At 40.9% G+C, this 21013-nt stretch carries 24 protein-coding genes; 20 read left to right on the forward strand and 4 right to left on the reverse strand.

Annotated features, from left to right (window positions below; all coding sequences use genetic code 11):
- The first annotated feature begins 2 nt into the window (after positions 1–2).
- On the forward strand, positions 3–1355 hold the full coding sequence (locus POV26_RS15045) for an exopolysaccharide biosynthesis polyprenyl glycosylphosphotransferase (RefSeq protein WP_272857287.1): 1353 nt from the start codon (positions 3–5) through the stop codon (positions 1353–1355).
- Here POV26_RS15045 and POV26_RS15050 read toward each other — a convergent pair.
- Positions 1352–2536, reverse strand: a complete 1185-nt coding sequence (locus tag POV26_RS15050; RefSeq protein ID WP_272857288.1) for a glycosyltransferase family 4 protein — start codon at positions 2534–2536, stop codon at positions 1352–1354. The genes POV26_RS15045 and POV26_RS15050 overlap by 4 nt on opposite strands.
- A gap of 13 nt (positions 2537–2549) precedes the next feature.
- Positions 2550–3860 (reverse strand): phenylacetate--CoA ligase family protein, encoded by a 1311-nt coding sequence (locus POV26_RS15055; protein WP_272857289.1) that lies wholly within the window; start codon positions 3858–3860, stop codon positions 2550–2552.
- Between the two features lie 276 nt (positions 3861–4136).
- Here POV26_RS15055 and purD point away from each other — a divergent pair, with 276 nt between their 5' ends.
- Positions 4137–5408: a phosphoribosylamine--glycine ligase gene (purD, locus tag POV26_RS15060; RefSeq protein WP_272857290.1), complete on the forward strand. Its 1272-nt coding sequence runs from the start codon at positions 4137–4139 to the stop codon at positions 5406–5408.
- Between the two features lie 62 nt (positions 5409–5470).
- Here purD and POV26_RS15065 read toward each other — a convergent pair whose 3' ends face one another.
- Complete coding sequence (locus POV26_RS15065; RefSeq protein ID WP_272857291.1) at positions 5471–5698, reverse strand: DUF6341 family protein; 228 nt, start codon at positions 5696–5698, stop codon at positions 5471–5473.
- Between the two features lie 41 nt (positions 5699–5739).
- Here POV26_RS15065 and POV26_RS15070 point away from each other — a divergent pair, with 41 nt between their 5' ends.
- From POV26_RS15070 to POV26_RS15110, 9 genes are all read left to right on the forward strand, one after another.
- Positions 5740–6693: a DUF6427 family protein gene (locus POV26_RS15070; RefSeq protein ID WP_272857292.1), complete on the forward strand. Its 954-nt coding sequence runs from the start codon at positions 5740–5742 to the stop codon at positions 6691–6693.
- Positions 6690–7334: a hypothetical protein gene (locus POV26_RS15075; RefSeq protein ID WP_272857293.1), complete on the forward strand. Its 645-nt coding sequence runs from the start codon at positions 6690–6692 to the stop codon at positions 7332–7334. The genes POV26_RS15070 and POV26_RS15075 overlap by 4 nt, the downstream gene beginning before the upstream one ends.
- A gap of 101 nt (positions 7335–7435) precedes the next feature.
- Positions 7436–7663 carry a UPF0175 family protein gene (locus tag POV26_RS15080; protein WP_045080429.1) on the forward strand — a complete coding sequence of 76 codons (228 nt, stop codon included), beginning with the start codon at positions 7436–7438 and terminating at the stop codon, positions 7661–7663.
- Positions 7656–8114 (forward strand): PIN domain-containing protein, encoded by a 459-nt coding sequence (locus POV26_RS15085; RefSeq protein WP_272857294.1) that lies wholly within the window; start codon positions 7656–7658, stop codon positions 8112–8114. The genes POV26_RS15080 and POV26_RS15085 overlap by 8 nt, the downstream gene beginning before the upstream one ends.
- The gene (locus POV26_RS15090) at positions 8114–9148 is read left to right on the forward strand and encodes a DNA adenine methylase (protein ID WP_272857295.1); all 1035 of its coding nucleotides are present in this window, start codon (positions 8114–8116) and stop codon (positions 9146–9148) included. The genes POV26_RS15085 and POV26_RS15090 overlap by 1 nt, the downstream gene beginning before the upstream one ends.
- A 56-nt stretch (positions 9149–9204) precedes the next feature.
- Positions 9205–9813 (forward strand): DUF4254 domain-containing protein, encoded by a 609-nt coding sequence (locus tag POV26_RS15095; protein ID WP_272857296.1) that lies wholly within the window; start codon positions 9205–9207, stop codon positions 9811–9813.
- 53 nt (positions 9814–9866) lie between these two features.
- Positions 9867–10901, forward strand: a complete 1035-nt coding sequence (locus POV26_RS15100; RefSeq protein WP_272857297.1) for a glycosyltransferase family 9 protein — start codon at positions 9867–9869, stop codon at positions 10899–10901.
- Positions 10902–11031: 130 nt separating this feature from the next.
- Positions 11032–11265, forward strand: a complete 234-nt coding sequence (locus tag POV26_RS15105) for a DUF4160 domain-containing protein (RefSeq protein ID WP_272857298.1) — start codon at positions 11032–11034, stop codon at positions 11263–11265.
- Positions 11246–11479: a DUF2442 domain-containing protein gene (locus tag POV26_RS15110; protein ID WP_272857299.1), complete on the forward strand. Its 234-nt coding sequence runs from the start codon at positions 11246–11248 to the stop codon at positions 11477–11479. Before POV26_RS15105 ends, POV26_RS15110 begins: the two co-directional genes overlap by 20 nt.
- A 156-nt stretch (positions 11480–11635) precedes the next feature.
- Here the strand turns inward: POV26_RS15110 and POV26_RS15115 are convergent, their stop codons facing one another.
- On the reverse strand, positions 11636–12676 hold the full coding sequence (locus tag POV26_RS15115; protein WP_272857300.1) for a ferredoxin--NADP reductase: 1041 nt from the start codon (positions 12674–12676) through the stop codon (positions 11636–11638).
- 193 nt (positions 12677–12869) lie between these two features.
- On the opposite strand from POV26_RS15115, the gene porW reads away from it, so the two are divergent.
- The 9 genes from porW to atpA all read left to right on the forward strand — a co-directional run bounded on the left by porW (position 12870) and on the right by atpA (position 20948).
- Entirely contained in the window at positions 12870–15416 is a 2547-nt protein-coding gene (porW, locus tag POV26_RS15120) for a type IX secretion system periplasmic lipoprotein PorW/SprE (protein ID WP_272857301.1), read from the forward strand.
- 49 nt (positions 15417–15465) lie between these two features.
- Complete coding sequence (locus tag POV26_RS15125; protein WP_272857302.1) at positions 15466–15942, forward strand: bactofilin family protein; 477 nt, start codon at positions 15466–15468, stop codon at positions 15940–15942.
- An 11-nt stretch (positions 15943–15953) separates the two neighbouring features.
- A complete protein-coding gene (locus tag POV26_RS15130) occupies positions 15954–16172 on the forward strand; it encodes an AtpZ/AtpI family protein (RefSeq protein ID WP_272857303.1) in 219 nt (72 codons plus the stop codon).
- Between the two features lie 7 nt (positions 16173–16179).
- On the forward strand, positions 16180–16569 hold the full coding sequence (locus POV26_RS15135; RefSeq protein WP_272857304.1) for a DUF6168 family protein: 390 nt from the start codon (positions 16180–16182) through the stop codon (positions 16567–16569).
- 101 nt (positions 16570–16670) lie between these two features.
- A complete protein-coding gene (gene atpB, locus POV26_RS15140) occupies positions 16671–17831 on the forward strand; it encodes a F0F1 ATP synthase subunit A (RefSeq protein ID WP_272857305.1) in 1161 nt (386 codons plus the stop codon).
- Between the two features lie 79 nt (positions 17832–17910).
- A complete protein-coding gene (gene atpE, locus POV26_RS15145) occupies positions 17911–18102 on the forward strand; it encodes an ATP synthase F0 subunit C (protein ID WP_272857306.1) in 192 nt (63 codons plus the stop codon).
- 108 nt (positions 18103–18210) lie between these two features.
- Positions 18211–18711: a F0F1 ATP synthase subunit B gene (locus tag POV26_RS15150; RefSeq protein WP_272857307.1), complete on the forward strand. Its 501-nt coding sequence runs from the start codon at positions 18211–18213 to the stop codon at positions 18709–18711.
- A 50-nt stretch (positions 18712–18761) separates the two neighbouring features.
- The gene (atpH, locus tag POV26_RS15155) at positions 18762–19298 is read left to right on the forward strand and encodes an ATP synthase F1 subunit delta (RefSeq protein ID WP_272857308.1); all 537 of its coding nucleotides are present in this window, start codon (positions 18762–18764) and stop codon (positions 19296–19298) included.
- A 69-nt stretch (positions 19299–19367) separates the two neighbouring features.
- Positions 19368–20948, forward strand: coding sequence for a F0F1 ATP synthase subunit alpha (atpA, locus tag POV26_RS15160; RefSeq protein ID WP_272857309.1), 1581 nt, complete (start codon positions 19368–19370; stop codon positions 20946–20948).
- The last annotated feature ends 65 nt before the right edge of the window (positions 20949–21013 follow it).

Consider the following 21013-nt stretch of genomic DNA (forward strand, 5'->3'; position numbering starts at 1 on the left):
TAATGTTTAAAAGCGGAAGATATTCGGGATGGTTGCGGCCTATTTCTTATGGAATAGATCTTTTCCTTATCCATTATCTTGCCTTTGAATTTTTCGGAACCCCTTTTCCGTATTTCAATTATATTGTCTTTTTGACCGTTGCTTGGGTATTGCTTTCGTTGCGATCGGGTTTTTATGAAATATATCGCTTTACCCATCTCTCAAAAATAATGTCCTTGGTAGGAAAACAGGGCGTTATTTTTGTACTGATTGTTTTTTCCTTTTTCGGCTTTTATAACGAGTTGTCCACCTCGGCATCCACGATATTTAAATACATTCTTTTGGTGATGGGCTGCATTACCATTGTGAAATTGGGCGTTTTCTTTCTTCTCAAAAAATACCGTTTGCATCTGGGCGGAAACGTCCGTAAGGTTGTTATAATTGGCCTAAACCAAAAAACAGATCTGCTCCGGAAGTTTTTTACCAATAACCCGGTGTATGGCTATAAGCTCTATAAGACTTTTGATTTAAAAGGGCCCAATAAAGTTTCCATAGAGGAATGTATGGATTATATTTTGGAAGAAGAGATAGATGAGGTCTATTCCTCCGTAGCGGAAATTGGGAATAAAGACCTTATAAAACTGATTGATTTTGTGGACAACAACCTCAAGATCCTAAAATTCCTTCCGGACAACAAAGAGATTTATAGCAAAAAACTGGATTTCACTTATTATGGGGTTCTTCCCATCCTGTCCCTGCGAAAAATTCCTATAGACGAGCCCTTTAATAAATTTTTAAAACGAAGTTTTGATATTGTACTATCACTTATAATAATAATCGGAATATTATCTTGGCTAACACCTTTGCTAGGAATACTTATAAAACTTGAATCTAAAGGTCCAGTGTTTTTTAAGCAAAAAAGGAATGGTCTGGATTATAAAGAATTTTATTGTTATAAATTTCGCAGTATGATACCAAACCCAATGGCACACTTACACCAAATAAGAAAAGGAGACGAGCGTGTAACGAGGGTTGGGCGCATAATCCGCAAGACGAGTATCGATGAGCTGCCGCAGTTTATCAATGTTCTTAAGGGCGAAATGAGCGTTGTGGGCCCAAGACCCCATATGGTAAGTCATACCCATATGTACGCCGAACGGATTGACAAGTTTATGGTGCGCCATTTTATAAAACCGGGAATCACGGGATTGGCCCAGGTAAGCGGTTTCCGCGGTGAGGTGGAAAGCGAGAGCCATATTATCAATAGAGTGAAGTACGATATTTTTTATCTCGAAAACTGGAGTCTTTTTCTCGATATAAAGATTGTCTTCCAAACCATCTTCAACGCGCTTCGTGGTGAAGAAAAGGCGTACTAAACAGCTTCAATTGAAGTGATAAAGGCTTCAAACTGCCTGTCAAAATTAAAGGCTGCAATGGCTTTTTTCTGAACCGTTTGTTTCGGAAACTGCTCTAATTCTTTTTCTGAAAGGGTATCAATAAAACCTTGCAATGCTGAGAAATCGTTTACGGGAACAACCCATCCCAAAGATTCCGTTTTTATAATTTGACCACCTTCCCCTCCAGCGAAGTAAAGAACCGGCAGTCCCAACCGTGTAAATTCAAATATTTTTGAAGGGACGGAACCATAAATTCTATTGATTAACGGAATAAAGGCAATATCATATTCTTGAAGTGCTTTGTGAAGCGAATCCCTATCCAATTCGCCATAAAAAAAGATGTTTTGTTTTTGCAGCCCCCTTAGCTTTTCGGCCTCGGGCCCCGCGCCATACAGGTGAAGACTCACGTTTTCCGGAAATGAAATCCGTTTGCATATTTCAAGAATTCCCTGCGCCATTCCCAGCAGCCCCGCATAAACGATTTTGATTTCTTTGGATGTGGGTTTCTCTTTTAGTGTAGGGGCATCAAAATTTGGAATGTTTCGATACAAAAAAGAAGGCTTTTCTTTTTCAAAATTTGAAGTATGTTGAAGAATTTCTTCAGACTGCCCAATTATTAAATCTGAATTTCGATAACAAAAACGCTCCATTTTCAACAAGAGTGCATAGTACCAACCCTTTTTCAAAATCCCCATTTCCAGCCCCGCCAGCGGCCAGAGGTCTGAAACATTCAGAATTATTTTTCCTGCCTTGCCGGCAGGCAGGTTTGAAAACAACCGCCCCAACACCACCGCAGTAAAGCCCACAAAAACGGGGGAATACTGAATAAATATCTTTTTTGGTGTTTTGTTGAAAATGAAGAAAAATACCAAGCTCAGCGAAAACGAAAGCATTGAAAGCAACCGTACAAATTTATTGGCAGAATTGCTGGGCCAGACCCACAACCGCGATATTTTTCCAAAAAAGGTATTTTCTGAAATTGATACCCTTCCCCGGTAACCTTCAAAAATTTTTCCATTGGGATAATTGGGCAACGGACAAACTACCCGTACCGAATAATTAGCTTTGCCCAAACCTTCTACTATACTGTGCATTCGGTTGGCCGCCGCACCTTTTTCGGGAGGAAAATAGTTGGTTATTAAAAGAATTTCCTTTTGCACGCTTTGATTGTGATTAATTTTCAACCAACGAAACAAACTGCTTCAATTTGCCACTTTCGGTCCTGTCCAGTTGTTCCTTTCGGTTGAAGTTAAAAGTTAAACCCGGCTCTAAAAATTGCTCAAGTGTTTCTGCAATAAAGCTTTTCTTTTCCTCCGTTAATGCCTCTTCGCTCACATAATTTACTTCAAAGGTATCCATCTTTGTTTGTATCACTTTAAATTCCTTCATGGTTCCGCTCTCCTCCATTATTTTTTTGGTGATAACATAAAAAGTCATGCCCGCAGCTTTTTTTCCGCTTGGAAGTATGGCAAAATCGTTGGTTCTGCCCAATAGTTTTTTCAAGATAGGCTTTTTGGGAGTGCTTCTTTCGCTCAAGGCACCGTAGTCGCCAATTTCATAACGAATAAACGGATGTGCCTTGTTGTGCAAGGAAGTAATGACTATTCGCCCTTCTTTTCCCAAGGGAAGCGGCTTATCGTTTTCATCCAAAATTTCCATAAAGAGCGTTTTGGAATCTACTTCCCATTCGCCTTCTAAATTGGTAAACGCAATGACGCCCACCTCTGAGCAGCCGTATTCATTGACTACGGGAACCCCAAGTTGTTTTTCAAGCAAAATTTTATCAGCCTCAAAAAGCATTTCGGAAGTGACGATGCAGACTTTCAATGAGGGGCAAACATCTTTTAAAACAATGTTTTTCCCCTTCAAATACTTCGCAAAAAGCACGATGCTGCTGGTGTAACCGTTTATATAATCGAAAGGTTTCCTTTTGTAAACCTCCAACATGTCGTCCAATGCTTTTTCAGAAAGATCAAGTATCGAAAACCGATGGCGGTTGGCCAGAAAATCCTTTAGCTTTACGGTTTTGTTTTCAATTGTATCCAACGGAATTCCGTAATACCGCGCCTGGAACGAAGTATTGAAGTTTATCCCGAACCACCCGAACCGCTCCATATGGTAAGCCCAAGTGATGGCGTGGCTATACTTGTCCTTCGCAAAGCGGATGGGATTGCCGCTGGAACCCGAGGTTTTGTTTACGTAAACATTTTTTTCCGAAAAGCCTTTTGAAAGCCGTTCCTTCAGCGGAATTTGATAATCTGCTTTTTTCAAAATAGGCAGCGATTCCCAAGTTGAAAAATCGCCCTTCACTTTCTGGCGATAAAAAGGATTATTTTTTAAATGATAGGTTGCAATTTCGGCCTTTTTCACATTCAAAAATGCCTCGTAGTCCGCTTCCTTAATTTCAGAAATTTGAAGCAATTCCTCCTTGGCCCTTTTAATGGGAAACCGTTTCAGAAAAAGGGAAATATCGAAAAGTCTCAAAAGCTTACTTTAATTTTTAAATCGAAAACAAATTTTTCCAAAGACAAATTCGCTTCAAATAAATTAGCGGTTCAAGGTACAAATTTACTGAAACTCATTTTCCGAAAGTTTTAGAATAAAACCTGTCGGAAAATGTTAGTTGAAGAAATCCCGCTGAATTGCGGGACCTTTTATTTGCTATTGCCTTGTTTTAGCCTTAAAATGAATTATTTTTGACACCGAAACAAAACTTCCTGCAAGGTCTTTAAGACCTTGTAGGTTTCAAAAAGCTATAAAATGAACATACTCATCCTGGGTTCCGGCGGCCGCGAACATACTTTTGCATACAAAATTGCGCAGAGCAACCGCTGCGAAAAACTTTTCGTAGCGCCCGGAAATGCGGGTACAGCTTCCATTGCAACAAATGTGGATCTAAAGGTAACCGATTTTGGGGCGGTGAAAAAATGCGTTGTTGAAAATAATATAGAAATGGTAGTGGTTGGTCCCGAAGACCCGTTGGTGCACGGAATAGCCGATTATTTTGCCGAAACTTCGGCATTAAAAAACGTAATGCTAATTGGTCCCTCAAAACACGGAGCCTTGCTGGAAGGCAGTAAACAGCGCGCAAAGGAGTTTATGATGCAGCACAACATTCCTACGGCAGCCTATGAGAGTTTCACCGCGGAATCTTTGGAAGCCGGAAAGGCATTTTTGGAAAAATTAAAGCCACCCTATGTTTTGAAAGCAGACGGACTGGCCGCCGGAAAAGGTGTTTTGATTTTGAAGGATTTAGAAGAAGCCAAACAGGAGCTCGAAAACATGCTTACGCACAGCAAGTTTGGTGAAGCGAGTTCCAAAGTGGTCATCGAGGAATTTTTGGACGGAATTGAGTTAAGCGTTTTTGTACTAACCGATGGAAAAAATTACAAAATCCTTCCCACGGCAAAAGATTACAAACGCATTGGCGAAGGCGATACAGGTTTAAATACCGGCGGAATGGGCGCCGTTTCCCCGGTACCATTTGCAGATGAAGTTTTGATGAAAACAATTGAGGACCGAATCGTGAAACCAACCGTGAACGGTCTTTCAGAAGAGCAAATTGATTACAAAGGTTTTGTTTTCATCGGGTTGATAAAAGTGGATAACGAACCCTACGTGATAGAATACAATGTACGGATGGGCGATCCCGAGACGGAGGTCGTTTTGCCGCGCATTAAAACCGATTTGGTTGATTTATTGGAAGCTGCATATCATCAAAAACTCAACACTGTAACTATTGAAATTGACGAAAGAAGTGCTGCTACAGTAATGCTTGTATCGGGTGGGTATCCCGAAGCTTACGAAAAAGGGAAGGAAATTTTAGGGTTGGAAAATGTGGAAGGTTCCATCGTTTTTCACGCGGGCACAAAATTCGAAAACGGCAAAATCCGTACCAATGGCGGCCGTGTTTTGGCAATAACTTCCTTGGATGATGATTTCAGAAAGGCACTAAAAAAATCCTATCATAACATAGAAAAACTAAGTTTTGATAGGATGCAGTATCGTAAGGATATCGGTTTTGATCTTTGACCACCAGCCCTAAAGGGGAGGAGGCAATCTTGAATATTTTTTAAATTCGGGGCAGCTCCAATTTAAGGAGTTTCGTCGAATGTATAATTGCTTTCAGTGCTTTCGTTAAATTCTTTAAGCTTACGCATCCAATAAATGAACGCGACAGCACCGGTAAGTAAGAATACCCAGGAAACAATGTTTGCAAGCCACCAACTATCAAGCTCTACTTTCATCAAAGCATCGTAAGGGATAAAAAGAACATTTTCAAAAAGGGAAGCTATTCCTTCCCAAAAACCTTTCCAAGTCATATCTTTAATCTTTAGAAGACAAAAGTATAAAAATACCCCGTATGCTGACAAGCTTTTTTGGAAAATCCATTCCTTTAAATTATTTAATTCTCAGTGTTTTTATTGTTGCGGGCTATTTATTTGGCGCAATTTCAGGATCTGCGGTGGTCATTACCCCTTATTTGCTTTTTGTCCATGGTGCTTTTATAGTTCTTAGTGTGTTGATTATGTTGCTTTTGGATTTTATTATCCGAAAAAACCATCTAACCAAAACCAATACCTTCGCTATCTTCTTTTTTACTTGTTTTATGGTAATGCTGCCGGTTATTTTTCTTCAGCATAAAATACTTTTGGCCAATGCGTTTCTCATACTTGCCCTGCGAAGGATAATGAGTTTGAGAAGTGATAAAAATTCTTCTAAAAAAATTCTCGATGCCAGTATTTGGATTACCCTCGCCTCCCTGTTCTATTTTTGGAGCCTGTTGTTTTTTATCCCACTTTGGATTGCCATAATACAAAAGCCGAATTCAGACTATAAGCAGATGCTCGTTCCTTTCACGGGTTTTGCTGCTGTCTTGATCATAAATACCGCAGTCCAACTGCTTGTATATGATTCGTTTGCATGGTTTTTTAATTGGAGGGAACCTATAAGTTTCGATTTTTCAAAATACCATTTTGCTTCCGTTTTAGTACCTGTTACCGTAATTCTCGCTTTTTATATTTGGACGGGGGTGTACCGAATTTTAAGGCTTTCCGCAGTTTCCTTAAAGGAAAAATCCAATTATCTGCTGTTATTATATGTAAGCATAACCAGTTTGTTTGTAGCCATAATGGGCCCGGAAAAAACGGGGGCCGAAATTCTTTTTGTCTTGGCTCCCATTTCAATTATTGCAGCCAATTATATTGAAGGATTTGAAACGGATCGTTATGTGGAAAAGGATATGGCCGAATTTTGGTTTAAGGAAATCATGCTTTGGCTGGTGGTCGTTTTGCCGTTTGTATTTCTGTTTTTATGATTGCGGTGAATCTCGAAAATATTGAAAAAGAACTAAAGCGCAGGCTTCCGTATCATTACAGTTGGGGCCAAAAACAAAATGATGAATGGGACCGCTATACCAACTTTATTTACAGCACACAGGAGTGGGCGGGGTTAATCTTGAAAATGAAGCAGGCAATTGCAGAACATAAACTCGATAAACGAAGTTTGTTCAATTACACCGCCAACCGCTGGTACAATTTCTGGAGCGCCGTGGCGGTGGAACATATTTTTTCTGAAACTGAAAATGTGGAAAAGGTAGCCGAAACCAAGGATTCCGAAAAGGATTTTTATCTCTTCGGAATTCCCTTTGACCATAAAACTTCGGTCTTTCCAAAACAGTTCAACAAAACCTTAGAATACGCCCAAAGCCATAAAGGGGAACTGATCCAATGGTTCTACAAAAACCAAAGCAGCCAAAAGCGGCACCATTTTAAAAACCGACTTTTTATCGTGGTTTATGCTGAAAATGGGGAGCATTGGAAACTCAAGGCTGAAATCGGTTTGCTAAAAAATGCTATTCAAAAATATATTGCTACTTTCCGGCCGGAGCAGTTGCAATCATTTACTTTTGTTGACGGACAGCAAACTTTAAGCGATATTATCTGGGTTTCCAAATGAACTACATAGGCTCCAAACACAAACTCTCCAATTTCATTTTTGAAAATTTAAGCACTCTTTTTAAACCAGATTGGCAACAAGAATTTCACTATCTTTGAAATATGAAAACATTATCTTTAAACATACCTGACGGCCTTGATATAGGGCCAAGCGAACTTGCAATATTCGTGGCATCTCGCCTTTATGAAAATGGTAAGTTGTCGTTGGGCCAGGCAGCTGAAATGGCAGGCCTAACAAAACGCACTTTTGCCGAACTTCTGGGGCATTACAATGTTTCCATCTTCAATTATCCCGCTTCAGATTTAGCAAAGGATGTTGCCAATGCCTAAAACTATTATTTCCGATACCAGCTGTTTTATTATACTTACAAACATTGGGGAATTGGATATTTTGCGGAAAGTTTATGGGGAAGTAATAACTACACCTGAAGTGGCGTCAGAATTCGGAGAGCCACTGCCAGCATGGGTAATTATAAAATCGGCAACAGACTACTATCGTCAGGCTATTTTAGAAGTTCAAATAGACAAGGGCGAATCCAGTGCAATAGCTTTAGCTTTGGAAATTGAAACCAGCACAGTTATTTTAGATGACCTAAAGGATAGAAAAATGGCTGAACATTTGGGAATATCCTATACTGGAACTATTGGAGTAGTAAAAGCAAAACTGAAGGGGGTTATTCCTTCAATAAAACCAATCTTGAAAAAATTAAAGCAAACAGATTTCCGAATTTCTCTTGAACTTGAAACGGAAGCTCTTGGCCAAGCAAAAGAACTGCCTTAATGAACTACATAGGCTCCAAACACAAACTCTCCTCCTTCATTTTTGAAACGGTTACCGAAACCTGCGGAAATGGGCTTTCGCAAAAAACATTTTGCGACCTTTTTGCAGGCACCGGAATCGTTGGCCGAAACTTTAAGCCACACGTAAAACAGGTAATCGCCAACGATGTGGAATATTACAGCTATGTGCTGAACCGAAACTATATCGGTAATAATTTTGAATTCGATTACGAAGCATTCCTAAATGAATTGAACGCTTTAAAAGGCAAAAAAGGCTTCATTTTTGAAAATTATTCCGAAGGAGGAAAAGCTAAAAGAAACTATTTTACTTCAGAAAACGGGCAGAAAATTGACGCTGTTCGTATTCAAATAGAAAATTGGAAAGAAGCTTCAACAATTACGGAAGACCAATATTTTTTCCTGCTCGCCTCTTTACTTGAAAGTGCCGATAAAGTGGCTAATACAGCTTCGGTTTATGGAGCCTATCTAAAGCACATAAAAAGATCGGCGGCAAAAACGATGGTAATTCAACCCGCACTGATAGAAAAAGATCTGTTTTCCGAAGTCTTGCCCTTGCAAAAAAACCAAATTTTCCAAAAGGACGCCATTCAGCTTATCAAGGAAATAAAAGGCGACATCCTTTATCTGGATCCGCCCTATAACGCCCGCCAGTACGGCGCCAACTATCATTTGCTGAATACTATCGCAAAATATGATACCTTTGTACCCAAGGGCAAAACCGGCCTGCGCGATTACTATAAAAGTGATTGGTGCAAAACCGGCGAAGTACTGAAAAGTTTTGCGGAATTGATTGAAAACGCACAATTTCCCTACATTTTTCTGAGTTACAACAACGAGGGATTGATGGGCCAAAAGGAAGTGCAAAAGGTGATGGAACGCTTCGGAAAATATACGTTGAAAACCAAAAAATACCAACGTTTTAAAGCAGATAAAACCGAAAACCGAAACCACAAAGCCACCGAAACTTTTGAGTATTTGCATATTTTAGAAAAGCATTTCGGCTCCGCTCAATGATCGGTGTCTGAGCGGAGCCGAAGACACAAATAAAAAATAACAATAAACAATAGATAATGTTCTCAGACAAGGCCAACAAAATCTTCGCAGAAGTTATAAATAAGTACCACGAGGTGAATACCGTGGACCAACCTTTCAGCAATCCGTACGATAAAGACAGTCAATTGATTGAACACTTGCTATACCGAAAATGCTGGATAGATACGGTTCAGTGGCATTATGAAGACATCATCCGCGACCCGAATATTGATCCGGTAGCGGCACTGAAACTCAAGCGCCAAATAGACGCTTCCAATCAGGACCGCACCGATATGGTGGAATACATTGACAGCTATTTCCTTGAGAAATTCAAGGACGTAAAGGTGAAGGATGATGCAACCATCAACACCGAAAGTCCCGCGTGGGGCATTGACAGGCTTTCAATTTTGGCACTGAAAATTTATCATATGAACGAAGAGGCTACCCGAACCGATGCTTCCCAAGAGCACCAAATGGCTTGTAAAGCAAAATTGAACGTGCTTTTGGAACAACGAGTAGATTTAAGCACCGCCATCAACCAATTGTTGGACGATATTGCCCACGGCAGAAAGTATATGAAAGTCTATAAGCAGATGAAAATGTACAACGATGACGAGCTAAACCCGGTGCTTCGCGGAAAGAAATAATATTATTTTAAACCTAACAGGTTTTCAAAACCTGTTAGGTTTTTAAAATTCCAATGGCCAAACCCATACACATATTGGTAATCCGCCTCTCCGCCATGGGCGATGTGGCAATGACCGTTCCCGTACTTCGCATTTTGGCGCAAACCTATCCCGAACTAAAAATCACGGTGCTTTCCCGCCCATTTTTCAAACCTTTTTTTGAAGAAATTCCCAACCTCGATTTTTTGGAAGCTGATGTATATGGCGAACACAAACGCTTCGGATTGATTAAATTGGCAAACCAAGCAAATGATTTGGGAATTGGCGCCGTAGCAGACCTTCACAACGTAATTCGTTCCAAAATAATCACGAAATATTTAAAATTTAAGGGTTTAGAAACAGCGACTATCGATAAAGGCCGCTCAGAAAAGAAACAGTTGATTGCTGCCAAAGGCGAAAATATTTCACAATTAAAAACTACACACCAGCGCTATGCGGATGTTTTTGAAAAGCTCGGTTTTCCGTTAAACTTAAACACATTTACCGTCCCGCCCAAAAAACGGTTGACGCCAAAACTCAATGGCCTGATTGGCGTAGAACCAAAAAAACTCATCGGCATTGCTCCCTTTGCCGCCCATCAAAGCAAAATGTATCCTTTAAGCTTAATGGCTGAAGTAATCCGCGAATTGGATAAAACCGACAAATACCGTATATTTCTTTTTGGTGGCGGAAAGAAGGAAATAAAGCAACTTCAACAACTTGAAAATCCTTTCGCCAACGTGACCAATGTGGCCGGAAAACTCACTTTTGAGGAAGAACTCGCGCTGATTTCAAATCTGGATTTGATGGTATCCATGGATAGCGGCAACGGGCATTTGGCGGCTATGTTCGGTGTGCCGGTAATTACGCTTTGGGGTGTCACGCATCCGTTTGCCGGATTTGTACCCTTCAACCAGCCGGAAAGCAATCAACTTCTTTCAGACCGCAAAGAATATCCGTTGATTCCCACTTCTGTTTATGGAAATAAATTTCCGAAAGGGTACGAAGAAGTGATGAAGACTATTTCACCTGAAACGGTTGTTTCAAAAATTAAAGAAATCTTAGTATAACTGATTATTGAATCGTATTCAGACCCCAAAGGTTTTAACCTGTCCGCCGGAGGAGGAAAACCTTTGGGTCTTTTGGATTTTCAAAGATGATTTCGGATAAATTCACTAACTTGCACTAAAGCAAATGGGTATGCCGACCTTATTTATCGTTTTCGGTCTTAGATTTTTCTTTTATTCAAACGAACATCTTCCAATACATATACACGTTAGAAATGCTGACGGTGAGGCAAGGTTTGCAGTTGAAGAAATTAAATTAATTTCAAACAAGGGCTTAAAAAACAGAGATATTAAATTGGCTGAAGCTTTAATTGAGGAAAATAGGGAGCTTATAATTCAAAAATGGAATGAACACTTTAGAAAATAATATAGAAATTAAAAGACTCTGGTTTACAGACTCAAAAATATGTATCGAAACCCTCGATGGACAGAAGTTAGACCATCCATTATCCTGGTTTCCAAAGTTGAAAAATGCAAGCGAGGAAGAGAAAAACGACTACGAACTTTCTCCTTTCGGGATACATTGGCCAACCCTTGATGAGGATTTAAGTTTTAGGGGCTTCTTTGAATTCAAAAAATAAAATCTTTAGCACCTAAAAATACTCCAAGTTTTTTTGGTTCCGATAGCTATCTCGATGGAATTTTGAACTAGTCTTTCAACAAACATGCATTTTTATCAAAGGAATCATTTCCACTTCGCTCAATGACCTGGTTCTGGTAGCTGAGCTGAGCCGAAGCTACACATCATCATAATCCACAACAACTTTCGCAGTTGTAGGATGCGCTTGGCAGGTAAGTATCAAACCATCCGCAATCTCGGCTTCGGTGAGGATTTGGTTTTTGCGCATTTCGGCCTTTCCTTCTTTCAGGCGGGCGATACAGGTACTGCAAATTCCGCCTTGACAGGAATAGGGTGGGTCTAAACCCTCGTCCAGCGCAGCTTCAAGAATACTTTTGGTCTGCGGCATTTCAAAAACTTCCTCTTCGTCATCAAGAATTACCGTAATGCTGGTATTGCCGTCGTGTTTTTCAACCAAAAGCCCTTTTTCGGCAGTAGAGAAAAGCTCGTGATGTATTTGTTTTGAATTGATTCCGTTGTGCTTCAAGGTTGCGGAAACTTCGTCAATCATCTGTTCGGGGCCGCACAAATAAAAGGCTTCAAAAGTTATCTGCCCGTACTTATTTTTCAGGTAAAAATTAACCAGGGAGCGACCTATTCTTCCAAATTGCGCATCGTCCCACTTTTCTCGACTATAGACAAATTCAACATCAAACCGCTCCGGAAATTTATCCTGCAACTGAACGATTTCGTCATAAAACATGGTTTCCTTTTTGTTCTGATTGCCGTAAATAAGTAAAAACGAACTTTGGGGCATTTCTTCCAAAGTGCTTTTTATCAACGAAAGCACGGGAGTTATCCCGCTTCCTGCGGCAAAGGCCACGTAATTTTTAAGATTTGGCTCCAAAATAAATTTTCCCGTGGGCGGCATCACTTGCAGCGTATCGCCCGCTTTCAGGTCTTTGTTTGCATATTCTGAGAAGGCTCCTTTTTCCACCTTTTTCACGGCAACCTTCAGCAGGCCGCTCTTGGGTGAACTACAAATGGAATACGCCCGGCGCAGCTCCTTGCCGTCTTTTTGATGTTTTATGGTAATATATTGCCCAGCCTTAAATGCAAAGGTATTTTTTAGATTTTCGGGAACTTTAAAAGTAACGGAAACGGAATTTGGAGTTTCTTTTTTTACTTCGGAAACGGTAAGCGTATGGAACTCGCTCATGATCTTGATTATTTTTTTGCAAAAGTACAAATGAAATCAAGGAAACAAAGCTTCAAAAGCTTTAAAGTGAAGCATTTTTTGGGCGTTTCATTAAGCAGATATTAAAAAGAAATGTATTTTTACCGCTCTTTAGCGATTCTACATACTAAAATAGAACCTTTTAAGTTACAATATTATATAAACTGAAAGCATTTTGAAGGGCACATATAAAATTACATTATTTATTCTGGCTGTTGTTTTTTTGGCAGCCTGTTCACGCAAAAAAAACACCTTTTTAAACCGCAATGTCCACGCAGTAACTACCGAATTTAATACGCTTTACAATGGCGATATGGCGTTTGCGGACGGAAAGGAGCAACTGGCGTATGGTTTTCGCGATAATTTTTGGGAAATCCTTCCCGTAGAACGCATCAATATTGAGGAAGCAGAGACAAAAACCCCCGGTGCCTCTAAAAATTCCGAATTCAACCGTGCCGAGGAGAAAGCCGCAAAGGCAATCCAAAAACATTCCATGTACATTGACGGCAAGGAATACAACCCACAGATAGACGAGGCTTATATGTTGCTTGGAAAAGCGCGCTACTACGACGGCCGTTTTATTCCTGCTTTGGATGCCTTCAACTTTATTTTGGACCGCTATCCTACCAGCAACAACATTAACGTTGCGAAAGTGTGGAAGGCAAAAACCAACATCCGTCTAAAAAATGAGGAATTCGCTATAGAAAATCTCAAAAAAATGTTTGAGACAGCCGATTTGAGTGAAGAAGAAATTGCCGATGGCGCCGCAATGATGGCACAGGCGTTCATTAACCTGGATTCGCTGCAGCCTGCGTTGGAATACATAAAAATGGCTTCCGAAAATGTAAAGGATAAAGAATTAAAGGGAAGATACACCTTCATAAAAGGCCAACTTTACAACCGCCTTGGCGAGAAGGACAGTGCCAACCTTGCTTTTGATGAGGTTATTGCAATGAACCGCAAGACTTCCCGGGCCTATCTGATCAATGCTTATTTGGAAAAGGGAAAAAATTTCGATTACGAAAAAGGAGACCGAACCGCGTTTTTGGAACTGTTGCGGGATCTCGAAAAAAACCGTGAAAACCGTCCGTTCCTGGACAGAATCTACAATCAGTTTGGCGATTATTACCGCAATAGCGACAGTATTGAAACGGCCGTTAAATACTACAACAAATCCATAAAGGCCTTTAAACAGGACAAAGTTCTTCAGGCAGTAAATTATCAAACCCTTGCAGAAATAAACTTTGACAATGCCGAATATAAAAATGCAGGAGCTTATTACGACAGTACGTTAACATTTCTTGAAGAAAATAGCCGCCAATGGCGCCGCATAACGAAGAAGCGCGAAAACCTTGACGATGTAATAAAATACGAAGACATTGCTGCTACTAATGACAGCATCCTTAAATTGACCAAAATGACCGAGGCGGAACAGCTTGCCTTTTTCACGGATTACACTTCAAAATTGAAGGAACAAGCAATAAAGGATTCGTTGGAAGCTGTTAAAATAGAGCAGAAAATCGCCAACAAGGAGTTTTACGAAAAGGGTAAGACCGTTTCGGGCCCAAACAAAGGCGGCAGCACATTCTATTTTTACAATACTTCCACAGTAGCTTACGGAAAAGGGGAGTTCCGAAAAATTTGGGGCGACAGAAAATTGGAGGACAACTGGAGGCTTTCCAGCAAGCAAAGTTCCCTGATCACTAAGGATGAGGAGGTGGTGGCCGTAACGCCGATAGCAGAAAACGAACTATACAAGCCGGAAACCTACATCAGCAGAATACCTACTGACGAAAAAGCAATAGACAGTTTGGCAAAAGACAGGAACTTTGCATACTACCAATTAGGCTTGATTTACAAAGAAAAATTTAAGGAATACAACCTGGCCGCTAATAGGCTCGAAAAACTGCTTACCTACAATCCCGAAGCGCGATTGGTGGTGCCAGCAAAATACAATTTGGTTAAGATTTATGAAATTTTGGAAAATCCTTCCGAAGCCGATAAATACCGAAATGATATTCTAACCAACCACGCCGATACGCGTTATGCTGAAATTCTCCGCAATCCAAATTCGCAGTTGCCTACGGATGAGTCAAGCCCAGAATTTAAATACAAAGAGCTCTATAAAGAATTTGAAGCTGCAAAATATGCCGAGGTCATCCAAAAATGCGATGAATATATGATGGTTTACAACGGCAATGATATTATTCCAAAGTTTGAATTGCTAAAAGCAACCGCCATTGGCCGCCAACAAGGTTTTGAGGCCTATAAAAAAGCCTTGAATTTCGTTTCACTTAACTATCCGAGTACTGAAGAAGGCAAGCAGGCGCAGCAAATATACAGCAATGTCCTTCCTTTAATTGCTGCGACGGATTTTGTTCCCGATGCAGAATCCGACAGTTGGAAACTGGTTTATAAATTCACAAATGAGGAAGATGAAGCTGCCCAAAAATTGAAAGAACAATTGGACAAGGCCATTGCCGATTACTATTATACAGATATGGTTACCAGCATTGATTATTACGACCCACAGACCAAATTTGTAATCGTTCACGGCCTGAAAACCAAGTTGGGCGCCCGTGGATTTGGGGAAGTTTTAAAAGAGAATAAGAAATATAAGGTCAAAAATCCATATTTCGAAATTTCGTCCCCCAACTATAAAATCATTCAAATCCATAAAAATCTGGACGAATATTTACAGAAGGAGCAGCCCCAACAATAGCCAACTGACAAACCGAACAACAGAATAGTAACCTTTAAAACCAACTGCTATGTTTTCAGACAAAAAAGAAAAACGAATTGTTGCCGAACCGGGTTCTGCCCAAAACAGGATCAACGAAGGCACCAAGCTAAAAGGCGATGTTTCCTCCACCGGATTTTTTAGAATTGATGGTATTGTTGAAGGCAATGTAAAAACTCCATCTAAAGTAGTCTTGGGTAAAACGGGTGTTATTATAGGCACACTTACTTGTGAAAACGCCGATATAGAAGGTAGGTTTGAGGGCAACCTTCAGGTCTCCGGAACACTATCGTTACGAGCAACAGCAGTAATTGAAGGCGATGTAACCGTGGGCAAATTGGCTGTTGAACCTGGAGCCACAATGAACGCTTCTTGCGTGATGCAGGACGGGAAGCCAAAAAGCACTTCCGCTTCACACCAAGCTACCGCTGAAGGCACAAAAGCACATCCCTTCGATCGGCAACAGCGTATTAAAAAAACTGCCGTTGAGACCGATCTTGACGATTAAATCTTTCTAAAATGGCCGATAAAAAAGACAATGGATTGAAACGATGGGCCATTCTGTCCGGCATCGGCATACAGATGGGCGTTATCATCTATCTTTTTGTGAAACTGGGCCAATGGCTGGACGGCAAGTATTCCGACGGCGGAAAAGCTTTTCTTATCATTTGCACGCTCGTTGGCGTTGGCGCTTCCTTGTTTTTGGTCATAAAACAGACCAATAAGTTGAATTCCTGATTTTTTAATGAAAAAAACTACTCTCAAATTTTTGACGGTTCTTTTATTGGTGATAATGGGGGTTTTTGCGCTACACCTATTTATACTTCAAAACTTGGAACTGCCCATTTTTGCGGATAGCATTGTACTCTCCTATATATTGAATTACGCCATGGCGGCGACCATTTTAATCTTCATCCAATCAAAATTCAACAAGAAATCCTCCCACACAGGCTTTATTTTTCTTGCAGGCAGCGGCCTTAAATTCCTGGTTTTCTTTTTGGTTTTCTATCCTTTTTATAAGGAAGACGGAACGATGTCAACTACGGAATTTGCTGCTTTTTTTGTTCCCTACGCCACCTGTTTGATTTTGGAAGTGGCATTTCTTTCAAAACAGCTTAATAATCAGGATTTTTAGCAGATTTCTTCCGAAGAAAAAAACACAAAAAATAGTTTTTTCTTTCTCAGAAAGAAATGTATTTTTGCACCGATTTTAAGGACACCGTTATTTGTTCAAAGATGCAAAGAAAAACATTGGTTAGAATACTTTCAGTCTTATTGTTTATTGGTTCTTTTTCTGCCGTAGCCCAAGACCACGGCATGGACGTGAAGGAAATTGCTCCGGGGAAAGAGGGCAATAAAACCAAAAAAGAAGAAATAAAGGAATTTATAAACCATCACTTGTTGGACTCCCATAGTTTCAACCTGTTTGGTTCCACCGATGAAGAAACTGGCGAAACGCATCACTACGGTTTCCCACTTCCTGTAATTATTTGGGACGAAGGACTGCATACGTTTATGTCCTCTGAATTTGGCCACGGCGACGAAATTGTTGAGTCAAACGGAAAATACTACGCCCTACATCACGAAAAAATCTATAGAACAGACGCCCAAGGCACATTAAATTATGATGCGGAACACGGCGACCATCCAACAAACGTTCGCCCTTTGGATTTTTCAATAACCAAAAGCGTTGTTATGATGCTCGTGGTCGGTCTTTTGCTTATTTGGTTGTTCCGAAGCCTTGCAAAAAGCTACGCCAAAAACGGAAGCCTCCCAAAAGGAATTGGCCGTTTCTTTGAGCCAATCGTGCTTTACATTCGCGACGATATTGCAATCGCAAACATCGGCGAGCACAAATACAAAAAATACCTGCCGTTCCTGTTGACCATATTTTTCTTTATATGGTTTTTGAATATGTTCGGCCTTACGCCGCTGGGTGTAAACGTAACTGGAAACATTGCGGTTACCACAGCTTTGGCAATTATCGTTTTCTTGATAACCACTTTCACCGGAACCAAAGATTACTGGAAGCACATTTTTGACCCATTGGGCAGCGGAATGCCTTGGGCCGGAAAAATTTTGATCTACATCATTCTTGTTCCCATCGAGATTTTAGGATTGTTCATTAAGCCGTTCGCCCTGCTTATCCGTTTGTACGCAAACATGACGGCGGGCCACGTGGTATTGATGAGCTTGATCGGGTTGATATTTATTTTCAAAAGCTGGATTGGCGGACCGTTGTCCTTCGGGCTTTCATTTGCCATTTCCCTTATTGAATTATTGGTAGCATTGCTACAAGCATATATTTTCACAATGTTGGCCGCGCTGTATTTCGGTTTTGCAAGCGAAACGCACGCAGAGCACGAAGCGCACGAAGGCGAAATCCAACATTTATAATAAATGAAAATGGTGCAAGGCTGAGCTTGTCGAAGTCTTTCACAGTTAAATTGAGTGTTTAATTTTTAATATATATATTATGACAATTCCAAGTATTGTAGGAGCAGGTTTAGCAGTAATCGGTGCCGGTATCGGTATCGGTATGATCGGTGGGAAAGCTATGGAAGCTATCGCACGTCAGCCTGAGGCTTACGGAAAAATTCAAACAGCAATGCTTATTGCAGCGGCGCTTATTGAAGGTATTGGTTTCGCCGCGATTTTCGCTGGGTAATCAAAAAAAATTGACAAACGGCCGTGACGGTTGGTTACGGCTGTTTGTTAAAATTAAAATTGAGCATAAAGTTAAATTAAATAAATACCCGCCTCGGCGGCCATTGATATGGAAAAATTAGTTAACGACTTTTCATTCGGACTTTTCTTCTGGCAAATAATCATCTTTGTCTTGTTACTTATTTTATTGAGAAAATATGCTTGGAAACCAATCCTGAACGCCGTTAATGAGCGTGAAGAAGGAATCAAGAACGCATTGGATTCCGCTGAAAAAGCAAAATTGGAAATGCAGAACCTTCAGGCAGACAACGAAAAATTATTGCAGGAAGCCCGTGCAGAGCGCGAGGTAATGATGAAAGAAGCCCGTGAGATAAAGGCAAAAATGATTTCAGACGCAAAAGAGGAGGCTAAGGCCGAAGCAGATAAAACCATCGCACAGGCGCAGGCAGCTATTGAAAGCGAAAAGAAATCGGCAATCGCAGAATTGAAACAACAAGTGGCAGAGCTTTCTTTGGAAATTGCCGAAAAAGTAGTAAAACACGAACTTTCCGATAAGGACAAGCAATTGAAACTTGTTGACGAAATGTTGGGCGACGCCAAATTAAACTAAGAAAACTTAGAATAACCATATAAAAGATACCCGCCTGCGCGGGCATTGATATGAGCAGAGCAGCGATACGATACGCGAAAGCAATTTTGCAGAAGGCAAACGAAAACAACACAGAAGCTGTTGTTTTTGGTGATATGCAATCTGTTTACAACACCATTGAAGGCAGCCGCGAATTGCAGAATGTGCTTCAAAGTCCGATAATCAAGGCCAATGACAAAAAAGAGGCTTTGTTGAAAATTTTTAGTGGACAATCTGAGGCTACGCATTCGCTTATCAATATTTTGGTAGCTAACAAACGTACTTCATTATTGGGGAATGTGGCCAAAAGCTATATCGACCTTTACAATGACGAACAAGGCGTTAAAGTTGCGACCGTAATTACGGCCGTTCCCCTTTCTTCAGAATTGGAAAGCAAAGTGATGGCCAAAATAAAAGAATTGACCGGAAGCGAAAAGGTAACACTTAAAAACGAAGTTGACCCGGCAATAATAGGAGGATTCGTTCTTCGCGTTGGCGATATTCAGTACAACGCGAGCATCGCAAACCAGTTAGGAAATTTAAAAAGAGAATTCAGTAAATCAATATAATTGTAGGCCCGCGATTTATCGCGGGCAATAAAGTTTAACCAAAAGATACCCGCCTTCGCGGGCAATATTATGGCAGAAGTAAAACCAGCTGAAGTATCAGCAATATTAAAGCAACAACTTACAGGCTTTGAAGCTACCGCTTCCCTGGACGAAGTAGGAACTGTTTTAACCGTGGGCGACGGGATTGTGCGTGCATACGGACTCTCAAACGCCCAGTACGGCGAATTGGTAGCCTTTGAAAGCGGTCTTGAAGGTATTGTATTGAACCTTGAGGAAGACAACGTAGGTATCGTACTTTTGGGACCTTCAAAAGAAATTAAGGAAGGTTCCACCGTAAAGCGTACCCAGCGTATCGCTTCGCTTAAAGTAGGCGAAGGCATCGTGGGCCGTGTGGTAAATACCTTGGGCCAGCCTATCGACGGTAAAGGGCCTATCACTGGTGAAACTTACGAAATGCCGCTGGAGCGTAAGGCGCCAGGTGTAATTTACCGTCAGCCGGTAACCGAGCCACTTCAAACAGGTATTAAGTCTATCGATGCAATGATTCCCGTGGGCCGTGGCCAGCGTGAGCTTGTTATTGGTGACCGTCAAACAGGTAAATCTACCGTTTGTATCGATACCATTTTGAACCAAAAAGAATTTTACGATGCAGGCGAGCCTGTATATTGTATCTATGTTGCCGTGGGGCAAAAAGCTTCAACCGTAGCGAACATTGCGCAGGTTTTGGAAGAAAAAGGTGCATTGGCCTACACCACTATCGTAGCAGCAAACGCATCAGATCCTGCGCCAATGCAGGTGTACGCTCCCTTTGCAGGTGCTGCCATTGGAGAATATTTCCGCGATACGGGCCGTCCGGCACTTATCGTTTATGATGATCTTTCAAAACAAGCGGTAGCCTACCGTGAGGTTTCGCTTTTGCTTCGTCGTCCACCGGGACGTGAGGCGTATCCTGGAGACGTTTTCTACCTTCACTCCCGTCTGTTGGAGCGTTCCGCAAAAATCATTAACGATGATGATATTGCGAAAGAAATGAACGACCTTCCCGAATCCTTGAAAGGAATGGTAAAAGGTGGCGGTTCATTGACTGCACTTCCTATTATTGAAACACAAGCGGGCGATGTTTCGGCGTATATCCCCACAAACGTAATTTCGATTACCGATGGTCAGATCTTCTTGGATGGAGATTTGTTCAACGCGGGTGTTCGTCCAGCTATTAACGTGGGTATTTCGGTATCTCGTGTAGGTGGTAACGCGCAGATTAAATCGATGAAAAAAGTAGCAGGTACCTTAAAACTGGATCAAGCAGCTTTCCGTGAATTGGAAGCGTTTGCAAAATTCGGTTCAGATCTAGATGCTGCAACCTTAAATGTAATTGAAAAAGGAAAACGTAACGTAGAAATTTTGAAGCAATCTGAAAACGATCCTTATACGGTTGAAGATCAAATTGCAGTTATCTATGCAGGTTCAAAAAACCTGATGCGTAACGTGCCTGTTGAAAAAGTAAAGGAATTTGAAAGAGATTACCTTGAAATGCTCAACGCAAAGCACAGAGACACGCTAAATGACTTGAAAGCAGGTAAACTTACAGATGAGGCAATTGATGTAATGACATCTGTTGCAGCAGATCTTTCAGCGAAATATAAAAAGTAAAACTCTTTGCGACCTTTGCGTCTCTGCGGTGATATCTTTTACCGCAAAGACGCAGAGAACGCAGA

Origin of the sequence: Aequorivita todarodis, assembly GCF_028561335.1 — a bacterium.
In the GTDB taxonomy this organism is placed as follows: Bacteria; Bacteroidota; Bacteroidia; order Flavobacteriales; family Flavobacteriaceae; genus Aequorivita; species Aequorivita todarodis.